Raw genomic sequence first — 19,669 nt, 5'->3', positions numbered from 1 at the left:
GTGATCCCGCCACCGAGGACTCCGTTCCGACACAGGGACGACATCAGGACGGTGCCGGAACGTCCGTACGGGCTGGCATCCTTGGCGCGTGACTGAGCTGCGTACGGTCCAGGTGCTGGGCGGCGGCAGTGCGGGCAGCAGCGCGCACGTCAGGTCGCTGGCCGCGGGGCTGGTGGCGCGGGGCGTGCGGGTGACGGTGTGCGCCCCCGCCGAACTCGACGACGAATACGACTACTTGGGTGCCGGCGCGCACTTCGTGCCCGTGCCACGCCGGAGCGATCCGCTGTCCGTCGGTGCGCTGCGCGCGGCGTGCGCCGACGCGGACGTGGTGCATGCGCACGGGCTGCACGCCGCCGTGCGCTCCGCGCTCGCGCTGAGCGGGCAGCGCGTGCCGCTCGTCGTCACCTGGCACGCCCGCGGGCACGGTGAGGGCGCGCGGCGCCAGGTCCTGCGGCTCGTCGAGCGAAGGGCCGTACGGGCGGCGGCCGTCGTGTTCGCCACCTGCTCCGAGCTCGTCGACCGGGCGCGCGAGCGCGGTGCCCGCGACGCCCGGCTCGCGCCGCTCGCGACGCCCCGTGGCTGCGTGCCGCTGGGCCGCGCGGACAAGAAGCGCGCGGAACTGGGCGTCGTGGAGCGGCCGTTGCTGGTAGCCGTCGGAAGCCTCGACGAACACCGCGGCTACGGGTTTCTGCTGGACGCCACCCGCCGGTGGCGCGCCCTGGACCCGGCGCCGCTGCTCCTGATCGCGGGGGAGGGGCCGCAGCGGGTCGCGCTCCAGCGGCGCATCGAGGACGAGGACCTGCCGGTGCGGCTGCTCGGCCGGTGCGACGACGCGGCCGAGATCCTCGCGGCCGCGGACGTCGCGGTTCTGCCCAGCCGCTGGGAGGCGCGCTCGGTGCTGGCGCAGGAGGCGCTGCGGCTGGGCGTCCCCCTGGTCGCGACGGCGGTCGGTGGCGTGCCCGAACTGGTCGGTGAGGCGGCGGTGCTGGTCCCGTACGGGGACGCGGACGCGCTGGCGTCGGCGGTGTCGGGACTGCTGGCGGATCCGGCCCGCCGGGAGGAGCTGGCGCGGGCGGGGCGGGTGCAGGCGGGGGCGTGGCCGTCGGAGGACGACACGGTCGCGCAGATGCTGAGCGTGTACGACGAGGTGGCGGGCGGGGGGTGAGGTCGCGTGGGCGTTTTCCCGGGGCTTCGCCCCAGGCCCGTGTCGCGCTCCGCGCGGTGTCCCGAGGCGGGCGCCGGATGGGGGCGCCGCTGCGCGGGGCGCTTCCCCCACCCCGCCCCTTCCCGTAACCGGGGCTCCGCCCCGGACCCCATGCCCTGCGCCCCCCGGCGGGCGCGGGCGTCGGGGCTGCGCCCCGCACCCGGTACCGCGCTCCGCGCGGTGACCTCAATCGCCGGACGGGCTGGCTGCGCCGGTCCCGCGACAACAATGGGGCTCCGCCCCAGCCTCGTTGCCTTGCGCTCTGGCGGCGCGGGCGTCGGGGCTGCGCCCCGCACCCGGTACCGCGCTCCGCGCGGTGACCTCAATCGCCGGACGGGCTGGCTGCGCCGGTCCCGCGACAACAATGGGGCTCCGCCCCAGCCTCGTTGCCTTGCGCTCTGGCGGCGCGGGCGTCGGGGCTGCGCCCCGCACCCGGTACCGCGCTCCGCGCGGTGACCTCAATCGCCGGACGGGCTGGCTGCGCCGGTCCCGCGACAACAATGGGGCTCCGCCCCAGCCTCGTTGCCTTGCGCTCTGGCGGCGCGGGCGTCGGGGCTGCGCCCCGCAGCACGTTCCGCGCTCCGCGCGGTGTCCTCGATCGCCGGACGGGCTGCATTCAGCCCCGTCGGCGTTCGAGGCGCGGGGCTTGGGGCGGAGCCCCGACAGGCGCGTCGCACGCGGGGTGCGGGGCGGAGCCCGCCAAGGGGGCACGGGGCGGCGGCCCCCCGGTCAGGGGGCGTGGCGGCGGGCGCGGAGGGCCAGGCTCAGGGAGAGCACCGTCTCCGGGTCGTCCAGGTCCGTGCCCAGCAGCTCCCCGATCCGCGCCAGCCTGTTGTACAGCGTCTGCCGGTTGAGATGCAGTTCGCGCGCCGTCTCCGCCTTGCGGCCCGCGTGGGCCAGATACGTCTCCAGCGTCGGCAGCAGCGGCGGGCGCGACGTCGCGTCGTGCGCCCGCAGCGGGCCGATCGCGCGGTCCACGAACGCCGCCAGGTCCGGGTGCTCGCGCAGTCGCCACAGCAGCAGGTCGATGTCCAGACGACGGGCGTCGTACCAGGGGCGGTCGCTCAGACCTCGGGCCGCCGTCGCGGTCTCCGCCGCGTGCCGCAGCCCCGCGCCCGCCGTGGCCCAGCCGCCCGCCACGCCCACCACGACCACCGGCGGATGCGCCGCGATCCCGAGCCCCGCTCGTTCGACGCCCGTGCGCAGGGCGTCGGCGACCCGGCCCGCGACCGCCGTCCGGTCGGAATCCGTCCGGAGGCCGACGAGGAGCGGGACGCGGCCCTCCACGGGGCGTACGCCGAGCAGGACCGGCACTCCGAGGGAGGCGAGCGCATCGGAGACGGCCCGGGCGAGCACGGCCCAGTTGCCCGTCGGCGTCAGCTCGGCGGCGAGCCGCATCACCACCGGCAGCAGCGGCCCCGAGCCCGGCTTGAAGCCGAGCACGCGGGCCTGTGCCGGGGCGTCCTCGGGGGCGATGCGGCCCTCGGCGAGGTCGGTCAGGAAGTCGCCGCGGCCACGGGCCGCGAGCTCCTCCTCCTGGCGGGCCTGCATGAGGACGACCGCGAGCGATGCCGCCGCGCGCTCCGCGGCGATGCGGTGCACGGGCAGCAGCGGGGACGACACCGCCAGCAGCACCAGCCGGGCGCGCACCGCGGCCGTGCCCCGGCCGCCGCCCGGCACGTCCACCAGGACGGCGTTCGTCGGCGGCCCGTCCTGGCGCCCGCCGCGGAGCCCTTCCCACACCTGGAGCGGATCGGCGACGGCCGCCTCGTCGCCGGGGGTGTACGCCGCGTACAGCAGCTGCCCGTCGGGTGTCTCAAGGAAGACCGGGTCGCCGGTGAACGAGGCGAGGATGCCGAGCACCTGGGGGACTCCGCCGCCGGCCAGCAGCGCCTCGGTGCACCGCCGGTTCACCTCTTCGGCCTGCCGCAGCAGCGCGTAGTGGCCGTTGACGATCTCGGTGTGGATCTCCTCCGTCACCGTCACGAACGGCACCTCGCGGTGCAGCTGCACCAGCGGCAGCCCCGCCGCGCGGGCCGTCTCGACGATCGTGGCGGGCAGGCGCGTGAACCGCGACCCCAGCTCGACGACGAGCGCCGCGATCCCGCGTTCCGCGAGCCTGTTCACGAAGGCGCGCTGCTCGGCCGGTCTGGTGCCGAGCCCCAGGCCGGTCGTCAGCAGCAGCTCGCCGCCCTTGAGGAGCGAGGCGATGTTGGGCACCTCACCGGCGTGCACCCAGCGGACCGTGCGGTCGAGCCGGTCGGCCCCGGCCAGGACCTCCGGCAGCCCGCTGCGGAGACCGGGCAGCTCCAGCGCCCGCTGCACGGTGATGCCGCCCTGCGTGTCCATGGCTGCGGACGCTACAGGGGCGGCACGACCAGGGCCAACACGGATCAGCCTCCGTACGCGCCCGAGGCCGTCAGCCGCAGGGCGGTGTCGATCAGAGGCACGTGACTGAACGCCTGGGGGAAGTTGCCCACCTGCCGCTGGAGCCGCGGGTCCCACTCCTCGGCGAGCAGCCCGAGGTCGTTGCGCAGGGCCAGCAGCTTCTCGAACAGCTTGCGGGCCTCGTCGACCCGGCCGATCATCGCCAGGTCGTCGGCCATCCAGAACGAGCACGCGAGGAACGCGCCCTCGTCGCCGGGCAGGCCGTCCACGCCCTCGTCCGCGCCCTCGGTCGGGTAGCGCAGGATGAAGCCGTCGGACGTCGACAGCTCCCGCTGGATCGCCTCGATCGTGCCGATGACCCGTTTGTCGTCGGGCGGCAGGAAGCCCATCTGCGGGATCAGCAGCAGGGAGGCGTCGAGCTCCTGCGAGCCGTACGACTGCGTGAAGGTGTTGCGCTCCTTGTCGTAGCCCTTCTCGCAGACGTCCCGGTGGATCTCGTCGCGCAGCTCGCGCCAGCGGTCCAGCGGTCCGTCGGCGTCGCCGGACTCGATGAGCTTGATGGTGCGGTCGACGGCGACCCATGCCATCACCTTGGAGTGCACGAAGTGCCGTCGCGGGCCGCGGACCTCCCAGATGCCCTCGTCGGGCTGGTCCCAGTGCTTCTCCAGGTACTGGATCAGCTTGAGCTGGAGCAGGGAGGCGTAGTCGTTGCGCGCCAGGCCGGTCATGTGCGCGAGGTGCAGGGCCTCGGTGACCTCGCCGTAGACGTCGAGCTGGAGCTGGTGCGCGGCGCCGTTGCCGACGCGGACCGGGCTGGAGTTCTCGTAGCCCGGCAGCCAGTCCAACTCGGCCTCGCCCAGCTCCCGTTCGCCCGCGATCCCGTACATGATCTGCAGGTTCTCGGGGTCGCCGGCGACCGCGCGCAGCAGCCACTCGCGCCAGGCGCGGGCCTCCTCGCGGTATCCGGTGCGCAGCAGCGACGACAGGGTGATCGCCGCGTCACGCAGCCAGGTGTAGCGGTAGTCCCAGTTCCGTACGCCGCCGATGTCCTCGGGGAGCGACGTCGTCGGCGCCGCGACGATACCGCCGGTCGGCGCGTACGTCAGGGCCTTCAGCGTGATCAGGGAGCGGACGACGGCCTCGCGGTAGGGGCCGTGGTATGTGCAGTGATCGACCCATTCGCGCCAGAAGTCGACGGTGGCGTCCAAAGAGCCCTCGGGGTCCGGCAGCCCCGGCTGCTCCCTGTGCGAGGGCTGCCAGCTGATCGTGAAGGTGATCCGCTCGCCGGGGGAGACCGTGAAGTCCGAGTAGGTGGTCAGGTCCTTGCCGTACGTCTCCGCGTCGGTGTCCAGCCAGACGGAGTCGGGCCCGGCGACGGCGACCGTACGGTTGTCGATCTTGTGCACCCATGGCACCACGCGCCCGTAGCTGAACCGCATGCGCAGCTCGGAGCGCATGGGCACCCGGCCGCTGACGCCCTCCACGATCCGGATCAGCTGGGGCGCACCGTCACGAGGCGGCATGAAATCGGTCACGCGGACCGTGCCGCGGGGCGTGTCGTACTCCGACTCGAGGATCAGCGAGTCGCCGCGGTAGCGGCGGCGGTCGGCGGCCGGCGGCGCGTCGTTCACGCTGTACGCCGGCCCGAGCCGCCAGAATCCGTGCTCCTCGGTGCCGAGGATCCCGGCGAAGATGGCATGCGAGTCGAAGCGGGGCAGGCACAGCCAGTCCACCGTGCCGTCCCGGCAGACCAGAGCTGCGGTCTGCATGTCTCCGATGAGTGCGTAATCCTCGATGCGCCCGGCCACGTGCATCTCCAGTCGAACGGCCACGTCCGCCCCGCGGGGCGCTTACTGCAGTCAAGGGTCGTTGACGAGCCGCGGCGACCCAAACACCACAGTGGCACGTCGCCACCCGCATGGTGTGGGGGTGCCGGATTTTCCGGGTGACGGGGCTCCGTGGTGCCGGTCGACCGGCCCGGCTCGGCAGCGAGTGTCCGAGCAGGATACGACGCACGCGAGTGATGCGCGCAGGTGTCCGGACAACATGACTGCGGCGAACGGGCGAGCGGCAGGCGGGCCGCGGTGAACGGTCCCTACGCGTCCCGGGCGCGTCGGCGGGTGTGGCCGGAAGCGGCCGTGGCCCGGCGCTGATACCCTGGTACCCCGTGGACCGGTGGCCGTCCCGATACGAGAAGGCCACGAAACCGCAGCGACGGCACCCCCGAATCCGGGTCGGACGCCGGCACGCACCTCACCTCGCGACCACGGGAGCCCCCTCTTGGCGATGCCGCCCAAATCCATGACGACCAAGCACATCTTCGTCACCGGGGGTGTCGCCTCCTCCCTCGGCAAGGGCCTCACGGCCTCCAGCCTGGGCGCGCTGCTCAAGGCACGGGGCCTGCGGGTCACCATGCAGAAGCTCGACCCGTACCTGAACGTCGACCCGGGCACCATGAACCCGTTCCAGCACGGTGAGGTGTTCGTCACCAACGACGGCGCCGAGACCGACCTGGACATCGGCCACTACGAGCGCTTCCTCGACGTCGATCTCGACGGCTCGGCCAACGTCACCACCGGCCAGGTCTACTCGCAGGTCATCGCCAAGGAGCGGCGCGGCGAGTACCTCGGCGACACCGTGCAGGTCATCCCGCACATCACCAACGAGATCAAGTCGCGCATCCGCCGCATGGCCACCGACGACGTCGACGTGGTGATCACCGAGGTCGGCGGCACCGTCGGCGACATCGAGTCGCTGCCGTTCCTGGAGACCGTCCGCCAGGTCCGTCACGAGGTCGGCCGGGACAACGTCTTCGTGGTGCACATCTCACTGCTGCCCTACATCGGCCCGTCCGGCGAGCTGAAGACCAAGCCGACGCAGCACTCGGTCGCCGCGCTGCGCAACATCGGTATCCAGCCGGACGCGATCGTGCTGCGCGCGGACCGTGACGTGCCGACCGCGATCAAGCGCAAGATCTCGCTCATGTGCGACGTCGACGAGGCCGCGGTCGTCGCCGCCATCGACGCCAAGTCGATCTACGACATCCCGAAGGTGCTGCACACCGAGGGCCTGGACGCGTACGTCGTGCGCAAGCTGGACCTGCCGTTCCGCGACGTCGACTGGACCACGTGGGACGACCTGCTGGACCGTGTCCACAACCCCGACCACGAGGTCAGCGTCGCGCTGGTGGGCAAGTACATCGACCTGCCCGACGCCTATCTGTCGGTCACCGAGGCGATGCGCGCCGGCGGCTTCGCGAACAAGGCCCGCGTCAAGGTCAAGTGGGTCACCTCCGACGACTGCAAGACGCAGGCGGGCGCGCAGAAGCAGCTCGGCGACGTCGACGCGATCGTGATCCCCGGCGGATTCGGCGAGCGCGGTGTCGACGGCAAGGTCGGCGCCATCCGCTGGGCCCGCGAGAACAAGGTCCCGCTGCTCGGCCTGTGCCTGGGCCTGCAGTGCATCGTGATCGAGGCCGCGCGCAACCTCGCCGAGATCCCCGACGCGAACTCCACCGAGTTCGACGCGGCCACCGCGCACCCGGTGATCTCCACCATGGAGGAGCAGCTGGCGTACGTGGAGGGCGCGGGCGACCTGGGCGGCACCATGCGGCTCGGCCTGTACCCGGCCAAGCTCGCCGAGGGCTCGATCGTGCGCGAGGTCTACGCGGACCAGCCGTACGTCGAGGAGCGCCACCGCCACCGCTACGAGGTGAACAACGCCTACCGCGCGGAGCTGGAGAAGAAGGCGGGCATCCTCTTCTCGGGCACGTCCCCCGACAACAAGCTCGTCGAGTACGTCGAGTACCCGCGCGAGGTGCACCCCTACCTGGTCGCCACTCAGGCCCACCCCGAGCTGCGCTCGCGCCCCACGCGTCCGCACCCGCTGTTCGCCGGTCTGGTGAAGGCGGCCGTGGAGCGGCAGCAGGCTGCGCGCACGTCGGGCGAGTAACCGCAGGCGATACGGTTGACCGGGGTACGGACCTTGCCGGTCCGTGCCCCGGTTTCCGTTTGTGCGTGGTGGAAGGACGCTTTTGATGACCATCAAGGACACGCCCGAGGTGTGGCGGGTCACCGCGACCGAGACGCCGTTCCGGGGCAACAAGACGAGCGTCCGCACCGACGACGTGGTCATGCCCGACGGATCGGTCGTCAAGCGGGACTACCAGGTCCACCCGGGATCGGTCGCCGTCCTCGCCCTCGACGACGAGGGGCGGGTGCTGGTGCTGCGCCAGTACCGGCACCCCGTCCGCCACAAGCTGTGGGAGATCCCGGCCGGCCTGCTGGACGTGCCCGGCGAGAACCCGCTGCACGCGGCCCAGCGGGAGCTGTACGAGGAGGCGCACGTCAAGGCCGAGGACTGGCGGGTGCTGACCGACGTCTACACCACCCCGGGCGGCTGCGACGAGGCCGTGCGGATCTTCCTGGCGCGCGACCTGTCGGCGGCGGACGGCGAACGCTTCGAGGTCGCCGAGGAGGAGGCGGACATGGAGCTGGCACGGGTGCCGCTGGAGGAGCTGGTCCGCGGGGTGCTCGCCGGGGACCTGCACAACACGTGCCTGGTCGTCGGTGTCCTGTCGGCGGTGGCGGCGAGCGCGGGCGAGGGCTTCGACGCGCTGCGCGAGGCGCAGGCCCCGTGGCCGGCCCGCCCGTTCGAGGCGTGACGCGGCCTCCGTACCGGCCGGGCCGGGGCTGACGGGTACTCAACCCGTCCCATATGAAGATCCGTTGATCCGATCGAGCGATCGCGGCGTCGTCCCCGGCCGCTCCGCACGGTTCGTCGCAGAGCGTGAACTACGCTCGAACCGCCCGTGCGGAACCCGGCGGGCTCGGCTCGTGCGCGGACGGACTGGAGCGTGACCCGTGACGGATCAGGCGCTGGACTTGGGCGGCCCCGACCGGGCGGATGCCGTTCGCTCCGGCCGCGGTGACCGGTTCTTCGGCCGCCAGCGGGAACTGAAGTCACTGCACGCCGACATCGAACACGCCGGACTCGACACCCTCGCGGGCCGCAAGGCCGCCCGTGCCCGCGTCCTCCTCATCGCCGGGCGGCCCGGTTCCGGGCGCACCGCGCTCGCCGAGGAGCTCGCCCGGCAGCTCGCGGACCGGTACCCGGACGGCGTTCTGCGGGTCCGGCTGGCCGAGCCCGGCGGCCGGCCCGTACCCCTCGAGGAAGCCGCCCGGCACCTGCTCGGTGACCTCGGCATCGCCTCACCGCCCGGCGCCGGTGACGACGAACTGACCGAGATGGTCCGCGACGCCCTCTCCGTACGCCGTGCGCTGCTCCTCGTCGACGAGGCCCACGACGCCGAGCACGTCGACCTGCTGCTGCCCCACAACCCCGACTGTCTGGTCGTCGCCGTCTCCGACGGCCCGCTCACCGGCATCCCCGGCGTACGCCCCTGCACCGTCGGCGGCATGGACGCCAAGGCCGCCATCGAGCTGCTCACCGCCTTCACCGGCGAGGTCCGCATCACGGTGGACCCGCAGGCCGCCGAGGCGGTCGCCGAGGAGTGCGGCGGGCTGCCCGCCGCACTGGTCCTGGTCGGCGGCTGGCTGGCCGCCCGGCCCCGGGCGTCGGTCGCCGACGCCGCCAAGCGGCTGCGGGCCCTGCCGGACGACGGCGAGCAGCCACGCGGCGGACGGCCGCTGGCCCGCGCGTTCCGCCTGGTCTACGAGTCCCTGCCGCAGCCCGCCGCGCGGATACTGCGACTGCTCGCCCTGGCCCCCGCCGGTTTCGCCGACGCCCACACCGCCTCCGCCCTGGCCGGCTGCTCGGTGGCCGCCGCCCGGACCACCCTCGACGGTCTCGCCACACTCGGTCTGCTGCGCACCGCCGGGGACGGCTTCGAGGTGCCCGGCTGTCTCACCCCCCTGCTGCGCACGCTGTACGAGGTGAGCGACCGGCCCGCCGAGGTGCAGCTCGCCAGGGCCCGCATGCTGGAGCGGACCGTGCGCCGTCTCCAGGCCTGCCGCGCGATCACCGAGCCCGAGGGGTCACCGGCCCGCAAGAAGCTGGCGGGCCTTCCCCGCGCGCTGCGTTTCACCTCCGTCGGCGAGGCCGACGCGTGGCTGCGGGCGCACCGGTCCGCGCTGCTGGCCTGCGCGCGGCTCGCCGTCGACGACGGCGAGCTGGACACGCTGGCCCGCAGGCTGGTCGCGGCCCTGGTCAGAGCCCTTGCCGCGCACCAGGGCACGGAGGCCGCCGCGTCCGACCTGTACGGACTGCACCGGCTGGTGCTCGACGTCGCCGAGCGCCGCGGCCTGCGCCGGGAGCAGGCCGCGGCGCTGCTGAACCTCGCCGACCTGGACGCCAGGACCGGCCGCACCGAGGACGCACTCGCCCGCTACCGGGCCGCGCTGGACGCGGGCCGGGCCGCGAACGACCCCTATGCGACCGGCCGCGCGATGGAATCCGTCGGCGGTGCCTACCAGGAGCTGGGGGACTGGCAGCGGGCGGCCGACTGGTACGGGCGCGCACTCGCGCAACGCCAGGCGCGCGGCGAGCAGGCCGACGCGGCACGGCTGTACGGACGCCTCGGCACGGCCCACACCTACGCGGGCCGCTACGGAGAGGCGCTGCGCAGCTGGCGGGCGGCGGCGGCCGGATATCGCAGGCTCGGCGACGTCCCGGCCCAGGCACGGGCGCTGAGCGAGGCGGCCCGGATCCAGGAGTACGCGGGACGGCCCGAGGAGTCGCTGCACACCTGCCGCGAGGCCGTGGAATGGGCGCGGCGCGCCGGGGACGTACGCCTGCAGGCCGCGCTGCAGCTCAGACTGGCCGACACACTCGACCGTCTCGGTGATCCGGCCGCGGCGCGGCTGCACCGGCTCACTGCGGAAAGACTGCTTGGAACCGAGGCTTCCACCTACGAAATCCGTAGTGGTCCCGAGGAAGATTGATGCTTTGTAAGGCTAGACAGCGAGAAATCCTTCATTAGACTGGCTGCACCACGTGGTCTCGTGGTGTGTCCCGGTGCGCGCTGTGTGCCTGGGTATCAATGGCATTGACCGAAACATCCCCTGAGTCAAGGACCGTGATCGACGTGAAGGTCGGTATCCCCCGCGAGGTCAAGAACAACGAGTTCCGGGTGGCCATCACCCCCGCCGGCGTGCACGAGCTCGTGCGCTACGGCCACCAGGTGTTCGTCGAGCAGAACGCCGGTGTCGGCTCCTCGATCACGGACGACGAGTACGTCGCCGCCGGTGCGCAGATCCTCCCCACCGCCGACGAGGTCTGGGCCACCGCCGACCTGCTGCTGAAGGTCAAGGAGCCCATCGCCGAGGAGTACCACCGCCTCCGCAAGGACCAGACCCTCTTCACCTACCTGCACCTCGCCGCGTCCCGCGCGTGCACGGACGCCCTCCTGGAGTCCGGCACCACCGCCATCGCCTACGAGACGGTGGAGACCGCGAACCGCGCACTGCCGCTGCTCGCCCCGATGTCCGAGGTCGCGGGCCGTCTGGCCCCGCAGGTCGGCGCCTACCACCTGATGCGCTCGGCCGGCGGCCGCGGCGTGCTCCCCGGCGGCGTCCCCGGTACCCACGCCGGCAGGGCCGTCGTCATCGGCGGCGGCGTCTCCGGCTGGAACGCCACGCAGATCGCCGTCGGCATGGGCTTCCACGTCACCCTGCTCGACAAGGACATCAACAAGCTGCGCGAGGCCGACAGGATCTTCGGCACCAAGGTGCAGACGATCGTCTCCAACACCTACGAGCTGGAGAAGGCGGTCATCGAGGCCGACCTCGTCATCGGCGCCGTCCTCATCCCCGGCGCGAAGGCCCCGAAGCTGGTCACCAACGAGCTCGTCGCCAAGATGAAGCCCGGAAGTGTCCTTGTCGACATTGCGATCGACCAGGGCGGCTGCTTCGAGGACTCCCGTCCGACCACCCACGCCGAGCCGACCTTCCAGGTCCACAACTCGGTCTTCTACTGCGTCGCCAACATGCCCGGCGCGGTGCCCAACACCTCCACCTACGCGCTGACCAACGCCACGCTCCCGTACATCGTGTCGCTGGCCAACAACGGCTGGGTCGAGGCGCTCCGCCGCGACGCCGCGCTCGCCAAGGGCCTCAACACCCATGACGGCAAGGTGGTTTACAAGGAGGTCGCCGAGGCGCACGGCCTCGAGAGCATCGAGCTGAGCGCGCTGCTCGGCTGACGAGTCAACCGACGTCGTCAACGTCACGCATCCGGCCGGACCTTGCCGCAAGGTCCGGCCGGACGCGTGTTCCGACCCGGTTCGCCGCGCTCGCTCAACTCGCCTCGAACGTAACCCTTTAACCGTTTCGCCCGCCGACGAAACCTGTGCTCGGGAGCACGCGGAAAGGGCTCTGCGCCCTTGACAGCGGGGTGTTCGATTGCCGACACATCGGGCCGGGTCCGGCGGATTGTGTTGCTGCGGACCGGTGACACGCCATAGAGTCGCCAACCGTCGGCATGGTGCCACGCTGACCTATCGATAAGTTTCCTGGTCACGTCCAAGGAGGTAAGACGACTTGTGAATGAGTCGATATTTACTCCCGGGGGTGGTCAACCAGGAACGGCTTCTGCGGGCCAGGACCCGTCGAACGGTTTCGAGGCTGTCGGCTCCGTCGCTGTCCGCCCCTTCGCGACGCACCAGCACACGACGCACATGACGACACCCCACACGATGAAGATGATGGACGGCCAACACGTGAACGCCATGGCCGGCAACGAGAGTGGCCGAGAGTCCACCCACTTCGCCGCCTACGAGGAAGTCCCCGAAGGGCACTTCTACGACCCCGACGCCGAGTACGAGCCCGATCCCGAATACGCGGCCACCCTCGCGCCCGACGCTGCCCGCCAGCGCCGCGAGCGGATCGGCCCCACCGGTCGCCCCCTGCCGTACTTCCCGATCCCGGGCCCGCTGACCGATCACGGTCCCGCCAAGATCATCGCGATGTGCAACCAGAAGGGCGGCGTCGGCAAGACGACATCGACCATCAACCTGGGCGCGGCACTCGCTGAGTACGGACGCCGGGTGCTGCTCGTCGACTTCGACCCGCAGGGCGCGCTGTCCGTGGGCCTCGGAGTCAACCCCATGGAGCTCGACCTGACGGTCTACAACCTCCTGATGGAGCGCGGCATGTCCGCGGACGAGGTGCTGCTCAAGACCGCCGTGCCCAACATGGACCTGCTGCCGAGCAACATCGATCTCTCGGCCGCGGAAGTGCAGTTGGTGAGCGAGGTCGCACGGGAGTCGACGCTGCAGCGTGCGCTGAAGCCGCTGATGTCCGACTACGACTACATCGTGATCGACTGCCAGCCCTCGCTCGGCCTGCTGACCGTCAACGCGCTCACGGCGGCTCACAAGGTGATCGTGCCGCTCGAGTGCGAGTTCTTCGCGCTGCGCGGTGTCGCGCTGCTGACCGAGACCATCGAGAAGGTCCAGGAGCGGCTCAACCCCGAGCTGGAGCTCGACGGCATCCTCGCCACGATGTACGACTCCCGGACCGTGCACAGCCGCGAGGTGCTGGCGCGTGTCGTCGAGGCCTTCGACGACCACGTCTACCACACGGTGATCGGCCGGACCGTGCGCTTCCCGGAGACCACGGTCGCCGGTGAGCCGATCACCACGTACGCGTCCAACTCCGTCGGTGCCGCCGCCTACCGCCAGCTCGCCAGGGAGGTGCTCGCCCGGTGTCACGCCGAGTGAGTCTGCCCGGGGCCGACGAGCTGTTCCGTACGACCGGGGGCACGGCGCTGCAGGCGTCGACCCCGCGCAGGCAGGCGAACGGTGAGCCGCGGGTGCCGGCGCCGGCGGGGGAGAGCGACCCGGCGGCGGACGGCACCCCGTCGTCCCGTTCGCAGGAGCACTCCGCGGCTGCCGAGGCGGAGGCTCCCGTCGAGGAACGCAGCCGGGGCACGGAGGTCGCGGAAGCGGCGCCGGGCGCGGCCAAGGGCCGCCGGGCGCCGGCGGGCGAGGAGCCGGCGGCCGGTGCGACGCGCCGACGTGGGCGCGGCGCCAACCGCCGGCCCAGTGGCCGTGAACGGCACGACGAGAAGATCACGGTCTACGTCTCGGCCGAGGAACTGATGGACCTGGAGCACGCGCGGCTCGTGCTGCGCGGCGAGCACGGCCTGGCCGTCGACCGCGGGCGCATCGTCCGCGAGGCGGTGGCGGTGGTGCTGGCCGACCTGGAGCAGCGCGGCGACGCGAGCATCCTCGTGCGGCGTCTGCGCGGACGCTGACGCGGTAGCCTGCGGGCCTGCCCGCCTGCGCCGCTCCCCGTCCTGGACCACGATGCCCCCGACCGACGAAACGTCCCGCCCGTCGCGCCGCCGCGCGCTGGGCCGCGGTCCGGGCACGGGGCCCGCGCCGCGTGACGTGAGCGAGCCCGCGGCGGAGGCTCCGGCCGGGGCGGATCCCGCGGGCGAGTCCCCGGCGTGTGCGCTGCGTGAGGTGGGGGAGCGTGCGGCGGGGGTGGTTGCCCCCACCCCGCCCCTTCCCGAAACCGGGGGCGAGCCCCCGGCGCCCCAGACGCGTGCGCCGCGTGACGCGGGCGAGCCCGCGGCGGAGGGCGTGGCTCCCGGTGGTGCCGCTGAGGCGGAGGGTCCCGACGGGGCGGTCAGGGAGGCGCCGGCCGAGCGGGGCGGTGACGGGCGGTTCACCGTGCGGCTTGCGAACTTCGAAGGGCCCTTCGACCTCCTCCTTCAGCTCATCGCCAAGCACAAGCTCGACGTCACCGAGGTCGCCCTCTCCAAGGTCACCGACGAGTTCATGGCGTACATCCGGGCCATGGGCGCCGACTGGGACCTCGATCAGACCACCGAGTTCCTCGTCGTCGCCGCGACGCTCCTCGACCTCAAGGCCGCCCGGCTGCTCCCCGCCGCCGAGGTCGAGGACGAGGCCGACCTCGCGCTGCTCGAAGCGCGGGACCTCCTCTTCGCGCGGCTGCTCCAGTACCGCGCGTACAAGCAGATCGCCGAGATCTTCGACCGCAGGCTCGACGACGAGGCCCGGCGGTTCCCACGGACCGTGGGGCTGGAGCCGCACCACGCGGAGCTGCTGCCCGACGTCGTCATCAGCATCGGGGCCGAGGGCTTCGCGAGGCTCGCCGTCAAGGCGATGCAGCCGAAGCCCAAGCCGCAGGTGTACGTCGACCACATCCACGCGCCCCTCGTCAGCGTCCGCGAGCAGGCCGAGGTGGTCGTCGCCCTGCTCAGGGAGCGCGGCAGAGCCACCTTCCGCGAGCTGACCGAGGGCGTCGACGACACCCTGACCGTCGTGGCGCGCTTCCTGGCGCTGCTGGAGCTGTACCGCGAGAAGGCCCTCGTCCTGGATCAGGAGGAGGCGCTCGGGGAGCTCACGGTCACGTGGGCGGCCGGGGACGGGGCCGCGGCGGTGACCGTCACCGACGAGTTCGACCAGGTTGTGGAGGAGAAGGAGTGAGCGAGCTCAAGCCCGCGCTGGAGGCCGTCCTCATGGTCGTCGACGAGCCGGCCACCGAGGAGCACCTCGCGAAGGTGCTGGAGCAGCCCCGCAGGGCCGTCGCGGACGCCCTGCGGGAGCTCGCGGACGAGTACACGGTGCAGGGGCGCGGATTCGAGCTGCGGCTCGTCGCGGGCGGCTGGCGGTTCTACAGCCGCCCCGAGCACGCCGCGGCCGTCGAGCGCTTCGTCCTCGACGGCCAGCACGCCCGGCTCACGCAGGCCGCCCTGGAGACGCTCGCGGTCGTCGCGTACCGCCAACCCGTCAGCCGTTCACGGGTCTCCGCGGTGCGCGGAGTGAACTGCGACGGCGTCATGCGCACCCTCCTCCAGCGGGGTCTGGTCGAGGAGGCGGGCACGGAACCCGAAACAGGTGCGATCCTGTACAGGACGACGAACTACTTCCTGGAGCGGATGGGCCTGCGCGGCCTGGACGAGCTCCCGGAGCTCGCGCCCTTCCTCCCCGAGGCGGACGCGATCGAGGCGGAGACGCAGGAAGGGCTCCCGTCGTTCGATCCGGATGCACCGGATCGTGAGGACGCAGACGACAAGACGGAACTTTGATGCGAAGCAGCAGCGGCAGGAACAGCAGCGGAAACAACGGCGGGAGCCGTGGTGGCAACAGCGGCAGCCGCGGCGGCAGCAGCGGCGGGCGCGGCAACCCCCGGGGTGCCGGCAACAACCGCGACGACAAGCAGGGCAGGCCCCGCAAGCCCCGTCCCGAGGAGCGCCGCTACGACGTGGGCACGCCTTCCGAGGGCCCGAAGAAGGGCCGCGGCGGCGCGGCCCGCGGCGGCGCCAAGGGCGGCCCGAAGCAGTCCCCCCAGCGCGGCGGCGGCCGCACCGCTCCGGCGCGCTCGCGCGAGTACGAGGCCCGCGCCGAGCAGCGCAACCGCGAGCGGTACGAGAACAAGCCGCAGATCAAGACCCCCAAGACCTTCGAGGACCAGGAGGGCGAGCGGCTGCAGAAGGTGCTCGCGCGCGCCGGCATGGGCTCCCGCCGTGCCTGCGAGGAGCTGATCGACGCCGGCCGTGTCGAGGTCAACGGCGAGATCGTGATCGAGCAGGGCGTCCGCGTCGACCCCGAGAAGGACGAGATCAAGGTCGACGGCCTGACCGTCGCGACCCAGTCGTACCTGTTCTTCGCGCTGAACAAGCCCGCCGGTGTCGTCTCCACGATGGAGGACCCTGACGGCCGGCAGTGCCTCGGCGACTACGTGACCAACCGTGAGACGCGGCTGTTCCACGTCGGCCGCCTCGACACGGAGACCGAGGGCATCATCCTGCTCACCAACCACGGCGAGCTGGCCCACCGCCTCACCCACCCCAAGTACGGCGTGAAGAAGACGTACCTCGCCGCCATCCAGGGCCCCCTGCCCCGCGAGGTCGGAAAGCGCCTCAAGGACGGCATCCAGCTCGAGGACGGCTACGCCCGGGCGGACCACTTCCGGGTCGTCGAGCAGACCGGCAAGAACTACCTGGTCGAGGTGGTCCTCCACGAGGGGCGCAAGCACATCGTGCGCCGCATGCTGGCCGAGGCGGGCTTCCCGGTGGAGAAGCTCGTGCGGACCGCCTTCGGGCCGATCACCCTCGGCGACCAGAAGTCGGGCTGGCTGCGCCGCCTGACCAACACCGAGGTCGGCATGCTGATGAAGGAAGTCGGTCTGTAACAGCGCAAACCGCCGCAAGGGCCCGCGACCGTTCTCGGTCGCGGGCTCTTGCCGTCTTGTGGCGCGTACCGCGAGACGTTTATAGTCATGATGACCATTAAGGGGGTGGGCATGAGGCTTCCTGCGGACGTCGTCGAACTCGGCTTCGGCAGCGGCGCGCTCTGCGTCTCGCTCGTCGCCCGGCAGCACGCGAACGGGCCGATCGGCATCGCCGGCGGCGGGTGGACCTGGACCCACGGGGGTGGATCAGGTTCCGGCACGCTGCCCGTGCGACGCACACCGATCGGCGAGGGCCGGCACCTTGCCGGTCCTCCCCCCACGCCCTGCGGGCGTGGGGGGACCCCCATGCCGGAGCGGCGCTGATGCAGGGCTACGACCCGGCCGCCTTCCCGCCCTTCGCCGTCACCGTCGACCTCGCCGTCTTCACCGTCCGCGAGGGCGAGTTGCACGTCCTGCTCGTCGAACGGGGGCAGGAGCCCTACCGCGGCGCCTGGGCGCTGCCCGGGGGATTCCTCCTGCCCGACGAGTCCGCCGAGGCGGCCGCCCGCCGCGAACTGGCCGAGGAGACCGGCCTGTCCCGGCACACGGCGGCCGGACTGCACCTGGAACAGCTGCGCACCTACAGCGAACCGGACCGCGACCCGCGGATGCGCGTCGTCTCCGTCGCGTTCACCGCACTCGTACCGGGCCTGCCCGAACCGCGCGGCGGCGGCGACGCCGCCCACGCCCGCTGGACGCCCCTCGGCCGGGCCGGGCCGCTCGCCTTCGACCACGACCGCATCCTCGCCGACGCCCATGACCGGATCGGCGCCAAGCTCGAGTACACCTGCCTGGCCACGGCCTTCTGCCCACCGCAGTTCACGCTCGGCGAACTGCAGCAGGTGTACGAGACGGTCTGGGGCGTCGAGCTCGACCGGCCCAACTTCCGGCGCAAGGTCCTCGCCACCCCCGGCTTCGTCGAGGCCGTCGAGGGCGGACCGCGCCGCACCGGCGGCCGGGGGAAGCCGGCCGCCCTCTACCGGACGGGCACCGCCTGTGCGCTGCACCCACCACTCCTGCGACCGGAAGGACGGCAGCCATGACCACCGCCAAGCGGGCCGCCACGGGATCACTCGTCGGCCTGGCTCTCGGGGACGCGCTGGGCTTCCCCACCGAGTTCAATGACGTGCCCTCGATCCTGGCCAAGTGCGGCCCGTGGCGGGAGATGGCACTGCCGAAGCCCGCCGTCGTGACCGACGACACCCAGATGACGCTCGCGCTCGGCCGGGCCCTGCGCAGCGCCACGGAGCGCGGGCTGCTGGTCGCCTCCCGTCTGCAGCGCCCGCTGCGCGAGGAGTTCGTCGACTGGTACCACTCGCCGGAGAACAACCGGGCCCCCGGCCGGACCTGCCTGGTGGCCTGCCGGAAGCTGGACGGCGACGGCCCCTGGCAGGCGGCGAGCGAGATCGGCTCCAAGGGCTGCGGCGCCAACATGCGCGTCGCGCCGATCGGCCTCGTACCCGGCCTCGACGAGGACCAGCGCGCGGGGGCCGCGCAACTGCAGTCCGGGCTCACGCACGGGCACCCGACGGCACTCGCGGCGAGCGACCTCACGGCACGCGCGGTGCACCTGCTGGCGCAGGGCGCGGAGCCGACCGGCCTGGTCGGACAGCTGCGCTCGTACGCGTACGAGAACCGCGGGCGCTACCACGAGCGCTGGCTCGGCGACCTGTGGACGTACTCCCACGACCCGACACCCGAGGCCTTCATCGCCCGCGGCTGGGACGAGTGCCTGCAGATCCTGGAACGGCTGGCGGCCGCGCTGCGCTCCGCCGAGCCGGAGCTGGACCCGTGCCTGGCGACCGGCGACGGCTGGATCGCGGAGGAAGCCCTGGCGACATCGCTGCTGTGCTTCCTGATGTTCCCCGAGGACCCCCTGACGGCCCTCCGCCGCGCGGCCTGCACCAGGGGCGACTCGGACTCGCTCGCCTGCCTGACGGGCGCCTTCGCGGGCGCGCACCTGGGAGCGGACGCGTGGCCGGACGAGTGGGCGGAGCGCATCGAGTACGGGGAGGAGCTGCTGGCTCTGGGGGCGCTCTGGGACGCTTGATCCATGACCGATCAGCTCGACCTGACCGACCTCGCCACGGCCGTGCCGCCGCAGCCCGGCCACCTCGTCTTCGCCACGGTCTCCGGGGCGCATCTGTACGGATTCCCGTCCCGGGACTCGGACGTGGATCTGCGGGGTGCGCATCTGCTGCCCATCGCCGATCTCGTCGGACTGCACGAGCCGGACGAGACGACCACGCGGATGTGGGAGCGCGACGGCGTCGAGATGGACCTGGTCACGCACGACCTGCGCAAGTTCGTCCGGCTGATGCTGCGGCGCAACGGCTATGTGCTGGAGCAGCTGCTGTCGCCGCTCGTCGTCGTGACGACCGAGGCGCACGCGGAGCTCGTGTCGCTGGCACCCGGTGTACTGACACGTCACCACGCGCATCACTACCGCGGCTTCGCGGGGACACAGTGGCGGCTGTTCGAGAAGACCGGCGAGCTCAAGCCGCTGCTGTACACGTTCCGCGCGCTGCTGACCGGCATTCACGCGATGCGCAGCGGCGAGGTCGAGGCCCATCTGCCCACACTGCTCGGCCATGTGCGCGCGCCGGGGTACGTGCCGGAGCTGATCGCCGCGAAGTCCGAGGCCGAGCACGGCTCGGCCGCCGGCGTCGACGAGGCACGGGTCCGGACGGACGTCGAGGCGCTCCACGCGACGCTGGACGCATCGCAGGACAGGACGGAGCTCCCGGACGAGCCGTCCGCGTTCGCAGCCCTGAGCCGGCTCGTGACCAGGACGCGCATGGCGAACGACCCCGACATCACCATGGAGGTCCTTCGGCGGGTGCGCAGCGGCACCGAGGGCACACCGCTCACGGGCGCCTTGGCGGCCCAGCGGGCCGAAGAGACGTACTGACGC

15 protein-coding genes and 1 pseudogene are annotated in these 19,669 nt (G+C 72.4%); 14 read left to right on the top strand and 2 right to left on the bottom strand.

The annotated features are described in order from the left end of the window. Nucleotides 1–88: 88 nt before the first annotated feature. Nucleotides 89–1,165, top strand: a complete 1,077-nt coding sequence (locus HW130_RS20685) for a glycosyltransferase family 4 protein (RefSeq protein WP_177151135.1) — start codon at nucleotides 89–91, stop codon at nucleotides 1,163–1,165. 768 nt (nucleotides 1,166–1,933) lie between these two features. Here the strand turns inward: HW130_RS20685 and HW130_RS20680 are convergent. Both HW130_RS20680 and HW130_RS20675 read right to left on the bottom strand, forming a co-directional pair. Beyond that, nucleotides 1,934–3,553 carry a PucR family transcriptional regulator ligand-binding domain-containing protein gene (locus HW130_RS20680; RefSeq protein ID WP_177151134.1) on the bottom strand — a complete coding sequence of 540 codons (1,620 nt, stop codon included), beginning with the start codon at nucleotides 3,551–3,553 and terminating at the stop codon, nucleotides 1,934–1,936. A 44-nt stretch (nucleotides 3,554–3,597) separates the two neighbouring features. Continuing rightward, on the bottom strand, nucleotides 3,598–5,400 hold the full coding sequence (locus tag HW130_RS20675; protein ID WP_177151156.1) for a glycoside hydrolase family 15 protein: 1,803 nt from the start codon (nucleotides 5,398–5,400) through the stop codon (nucleotides 3,598–3,600). 478 nt (nucleotides 5,401–5,878) lie between these two features. On the opposite strand from HW130_RS20675, the gene HW130_RS20670 reads away from it, so the two are divergent. The 13 genes and pseudogenes from HW130_RS20670 (at nucleotide 5,879) to HW130_RS20610 (ending at nucleotide 19,666) form a co-directional block, all read left to right on the top strand. Continuing rightward, nucleotides 5,879–7,543 carry a CTP synthase gene (locus tag HW130_RS20670; RefSeq protein ID WP_177151133.1) on the top strand — a complete coding sequence of 555 codons (1,665 nt, stop codon included), beginning with the start codon at nucleotides 5,879–5,881 and terminating at the stop codon, nucleotides 7,541–7,543. A gap of 85 nt (nucleotides 7,544–7,628) precedes the next feature. Beyond that, nucleotides 7,629–8,255 (top strand): NUDIX hydrolase, encoded by a 627-nt coding sequence (locus tag HW130_RS20665; RefSeq protein ID WP_177151132.1) that lies wholly within the window; start codon nucleotides 7,629–7,631, stop codon nucleotides 8,253–8,255. 199 nt (nucleotides 8,256–8,454) lie between these two features. After that, on the top strand, nucleotides 8,455–10,494 hold the full coding sequence (locus HW130_RS20660) for a tetratricopeptide repeat protein (RefSeq protein ID WP_177151131.1): 2,040 nt from the start codon (nucleotides 8,455–8,457) through the stop codon (nucleotides 10,492–10,494). A 143-nt stretch (nucleotides 10,495–10,637) separates the two neighbouring features. Next, nucleotides 10,638–11,753, top strand: coding sequence for an alanine dehydrogenase (gene ald, locus HW130_RS20655; protein WP_177151155.1), 1,116 nt, complete (start codon nucleotides 10,638–10,640; stop codon nucleotides 11,751–11,753). Nucleotides 11,754–12,104: 351 nt separating this feature from the next. Then, the gene (locus HW130_RS36015; protein WP_177151154.1) at nucleotides 12,105–13,271 is read left to right on the top strand and encodes a ParA family protein; all 1,167 of its coding nucleotides are present in this window, start codon (nucleotides 12,105–12,107) and stop codon (nucleotides 13,269–13,271) included. After that, nucleotides 13,256–13,807: a hypothetical protein gene (locus HW130_RS20645; protein ID WP_177151130.1), complete on the top strand. Its 552-nt coding sequence runs from the start codon at nucleotides 13,256–13,258 to the stop codon at nucleotides 13,805–13,807. The genes HW130_RS36015 and HW130_RS20645 overlap by 16 nt, the downstream gene beginning before the upstream one ends. Before the next feature lie 52 nt (nucleotides 13,808–13,859). Beyond that, on the top strand, nucleotides 13,860–15,008 hold the full coding sequence (locus tag HW130_RS20640) for a segregation/condensation protein A (RefSeq protein WP_177151129.1): 1,149 nt from the start codon (nucleotides 13,860–13,862) through the stop codon (nucleotides 15,006–15,008). Next, a complete protein-coding gene (gene scpB, locus HW130_RS20635) occupies nucleotides 15,005–15,610 on the top strand; it encodes an SMC-Scp complex subunit ScpB (protein ID WP_177151128.1) in 606 nt (201 codons plus the stop codon). The genes HW130_RS20640 and scpB overlap by 4 nt, the downstream gene beginning before the upstream one ends. After that, nucleotides 15,610–16,716 (top strand): pseudouridine synthase, encoded by a 1,107-nt coding sequence (locus HW130_RS20630; RefSeq protein ID WP_177151127.1) that lies wholly within the window; start codon nucleotides 15,610–15,612, stop codon nucleotides 16,714–16,716. The genes scpB and HW130_RS20630 overlap by 1 nt, the downstream gene beginning before the upstream one ends. Nucleotides 16,717–16,806: 90 nt before the next feature. After that, nucleotides 16,807–16,995, top strand: a pseudogene (locus HW130_RS20625) (nicotinamide riboside transporter PnuC); the annotation flags it as partial. 83 nt (nucleotides 16,996–17,078) lie between these two features. Then, nucleotides 17,079–17,798 carry an NUDIX domain-containing protein gene (locus tag HW130_RS20620; protein WP_177151126.1) on the top strand — a complete coding sequence of 240 codons (720 nt, stop codon included), beginning with the start codon at nucleotides 17,079–17,081 and terminating at the stop codon, nucleotides 17,796–17,798. Further along, entirely contained in the window at nucleotides 17,795–18,805 is a 1,011-nt protein-coding gene (locus tag HW130_RS20615) for an ADP-ribosylglycohydrolase family protein (protein ID WP_177151125.1), read from the top strand. The genes HW130_RS20620 and HW130_RS20615 overlap by 4 nt, the downstream gene beginning before the upstream one ends. Nucleotides 18,806–18,808: 3 nt before the next feature. After that, nucleotides 18,809–19,666 (top strand): DNA polymerase beta superfamily protein, encoded by an 858-nt coding sequence (locus tag HW130_RS20610; RefSeq protein WP_177151124.1) that lies wholly within the window; start codon nucleotides 18,809–18,811, stop codon nucleotides 19,664–19,666. The last annotated feature ends 3 nt before the right edge of the window (nucleotides 19,667–19,669 follow it).

The sequence above is a fragment of the Streptomyces sp. PKU-EA00015 genome (assembly GCF_013387495.1).
Taxonomy (GTDB): domain Bacteria; phylum Actinomycetota; class Actinomycetes; order Streptomycetales; family Streptomycetaceae; genus Streptomyces.
This window is presented reverse-complemented; position numbering and strand designations above follow the sequence as displayed.

Bases quoted from the DNA above. Each gene is read 5' to 3' on its own strand.
- HW130_RS20640 (WP_177151129.1), top strand. From the start codon at position 13,860: ATGCCCCCGACCGACGAAACGTCCCGCCCGTCGCGCCGCCGCGCGCTG.
- HW130_RS20630 (WP_177151127.1), top strand. From the start codon at position 15,610: ATGCGAAGCAGCAGCGGCAGGAACAGCAGCGGAAACAACGGCGGGAGC.
- HW130_RS20615 (WP_177151125.1), top strand. From the start codon at position 17,795: ATGACCACCGCCAAGCGGGCCGCCACGGGATCACTCGTCGGCCTGGCT.
- HW130_RS20665 (WP_177151132.1), top strand. From the start codon at position 7,629: ATGACCATCAAGGACACGCCCGAGGTGTGGCGGGTCACCGCGACCGAG.
- HW130_RS20620 (WP_177151126.1), top strand. From the start codon at position 17,079: ATGCAGGGCTACGACCCGGCCGCCTTCCCGCCCTTCGCCGTCACCGTC.
- HW130_RS20680 (WP_177151134.1), bottom strand. From the start codon at position 3,553: ATGGACACGCAGGGCGGCATCACCGTGCAGCGGGCGCTGGAGCTGCCC.
- HW130_RS20610 (WP_177151124.1), top strand. From the start codon at position 18,809: ATGACCGATCAGCTCGACCTGACCGACCTCGCCACGGCCGTGCCGCCG.
- HW130_RS20670 (WP_177151133.1), top strand. From the start codon at position 5,879: ATGCCGCCCAAATCCATGACGACCAAGCACATCTTCGTCACCGGGGGT.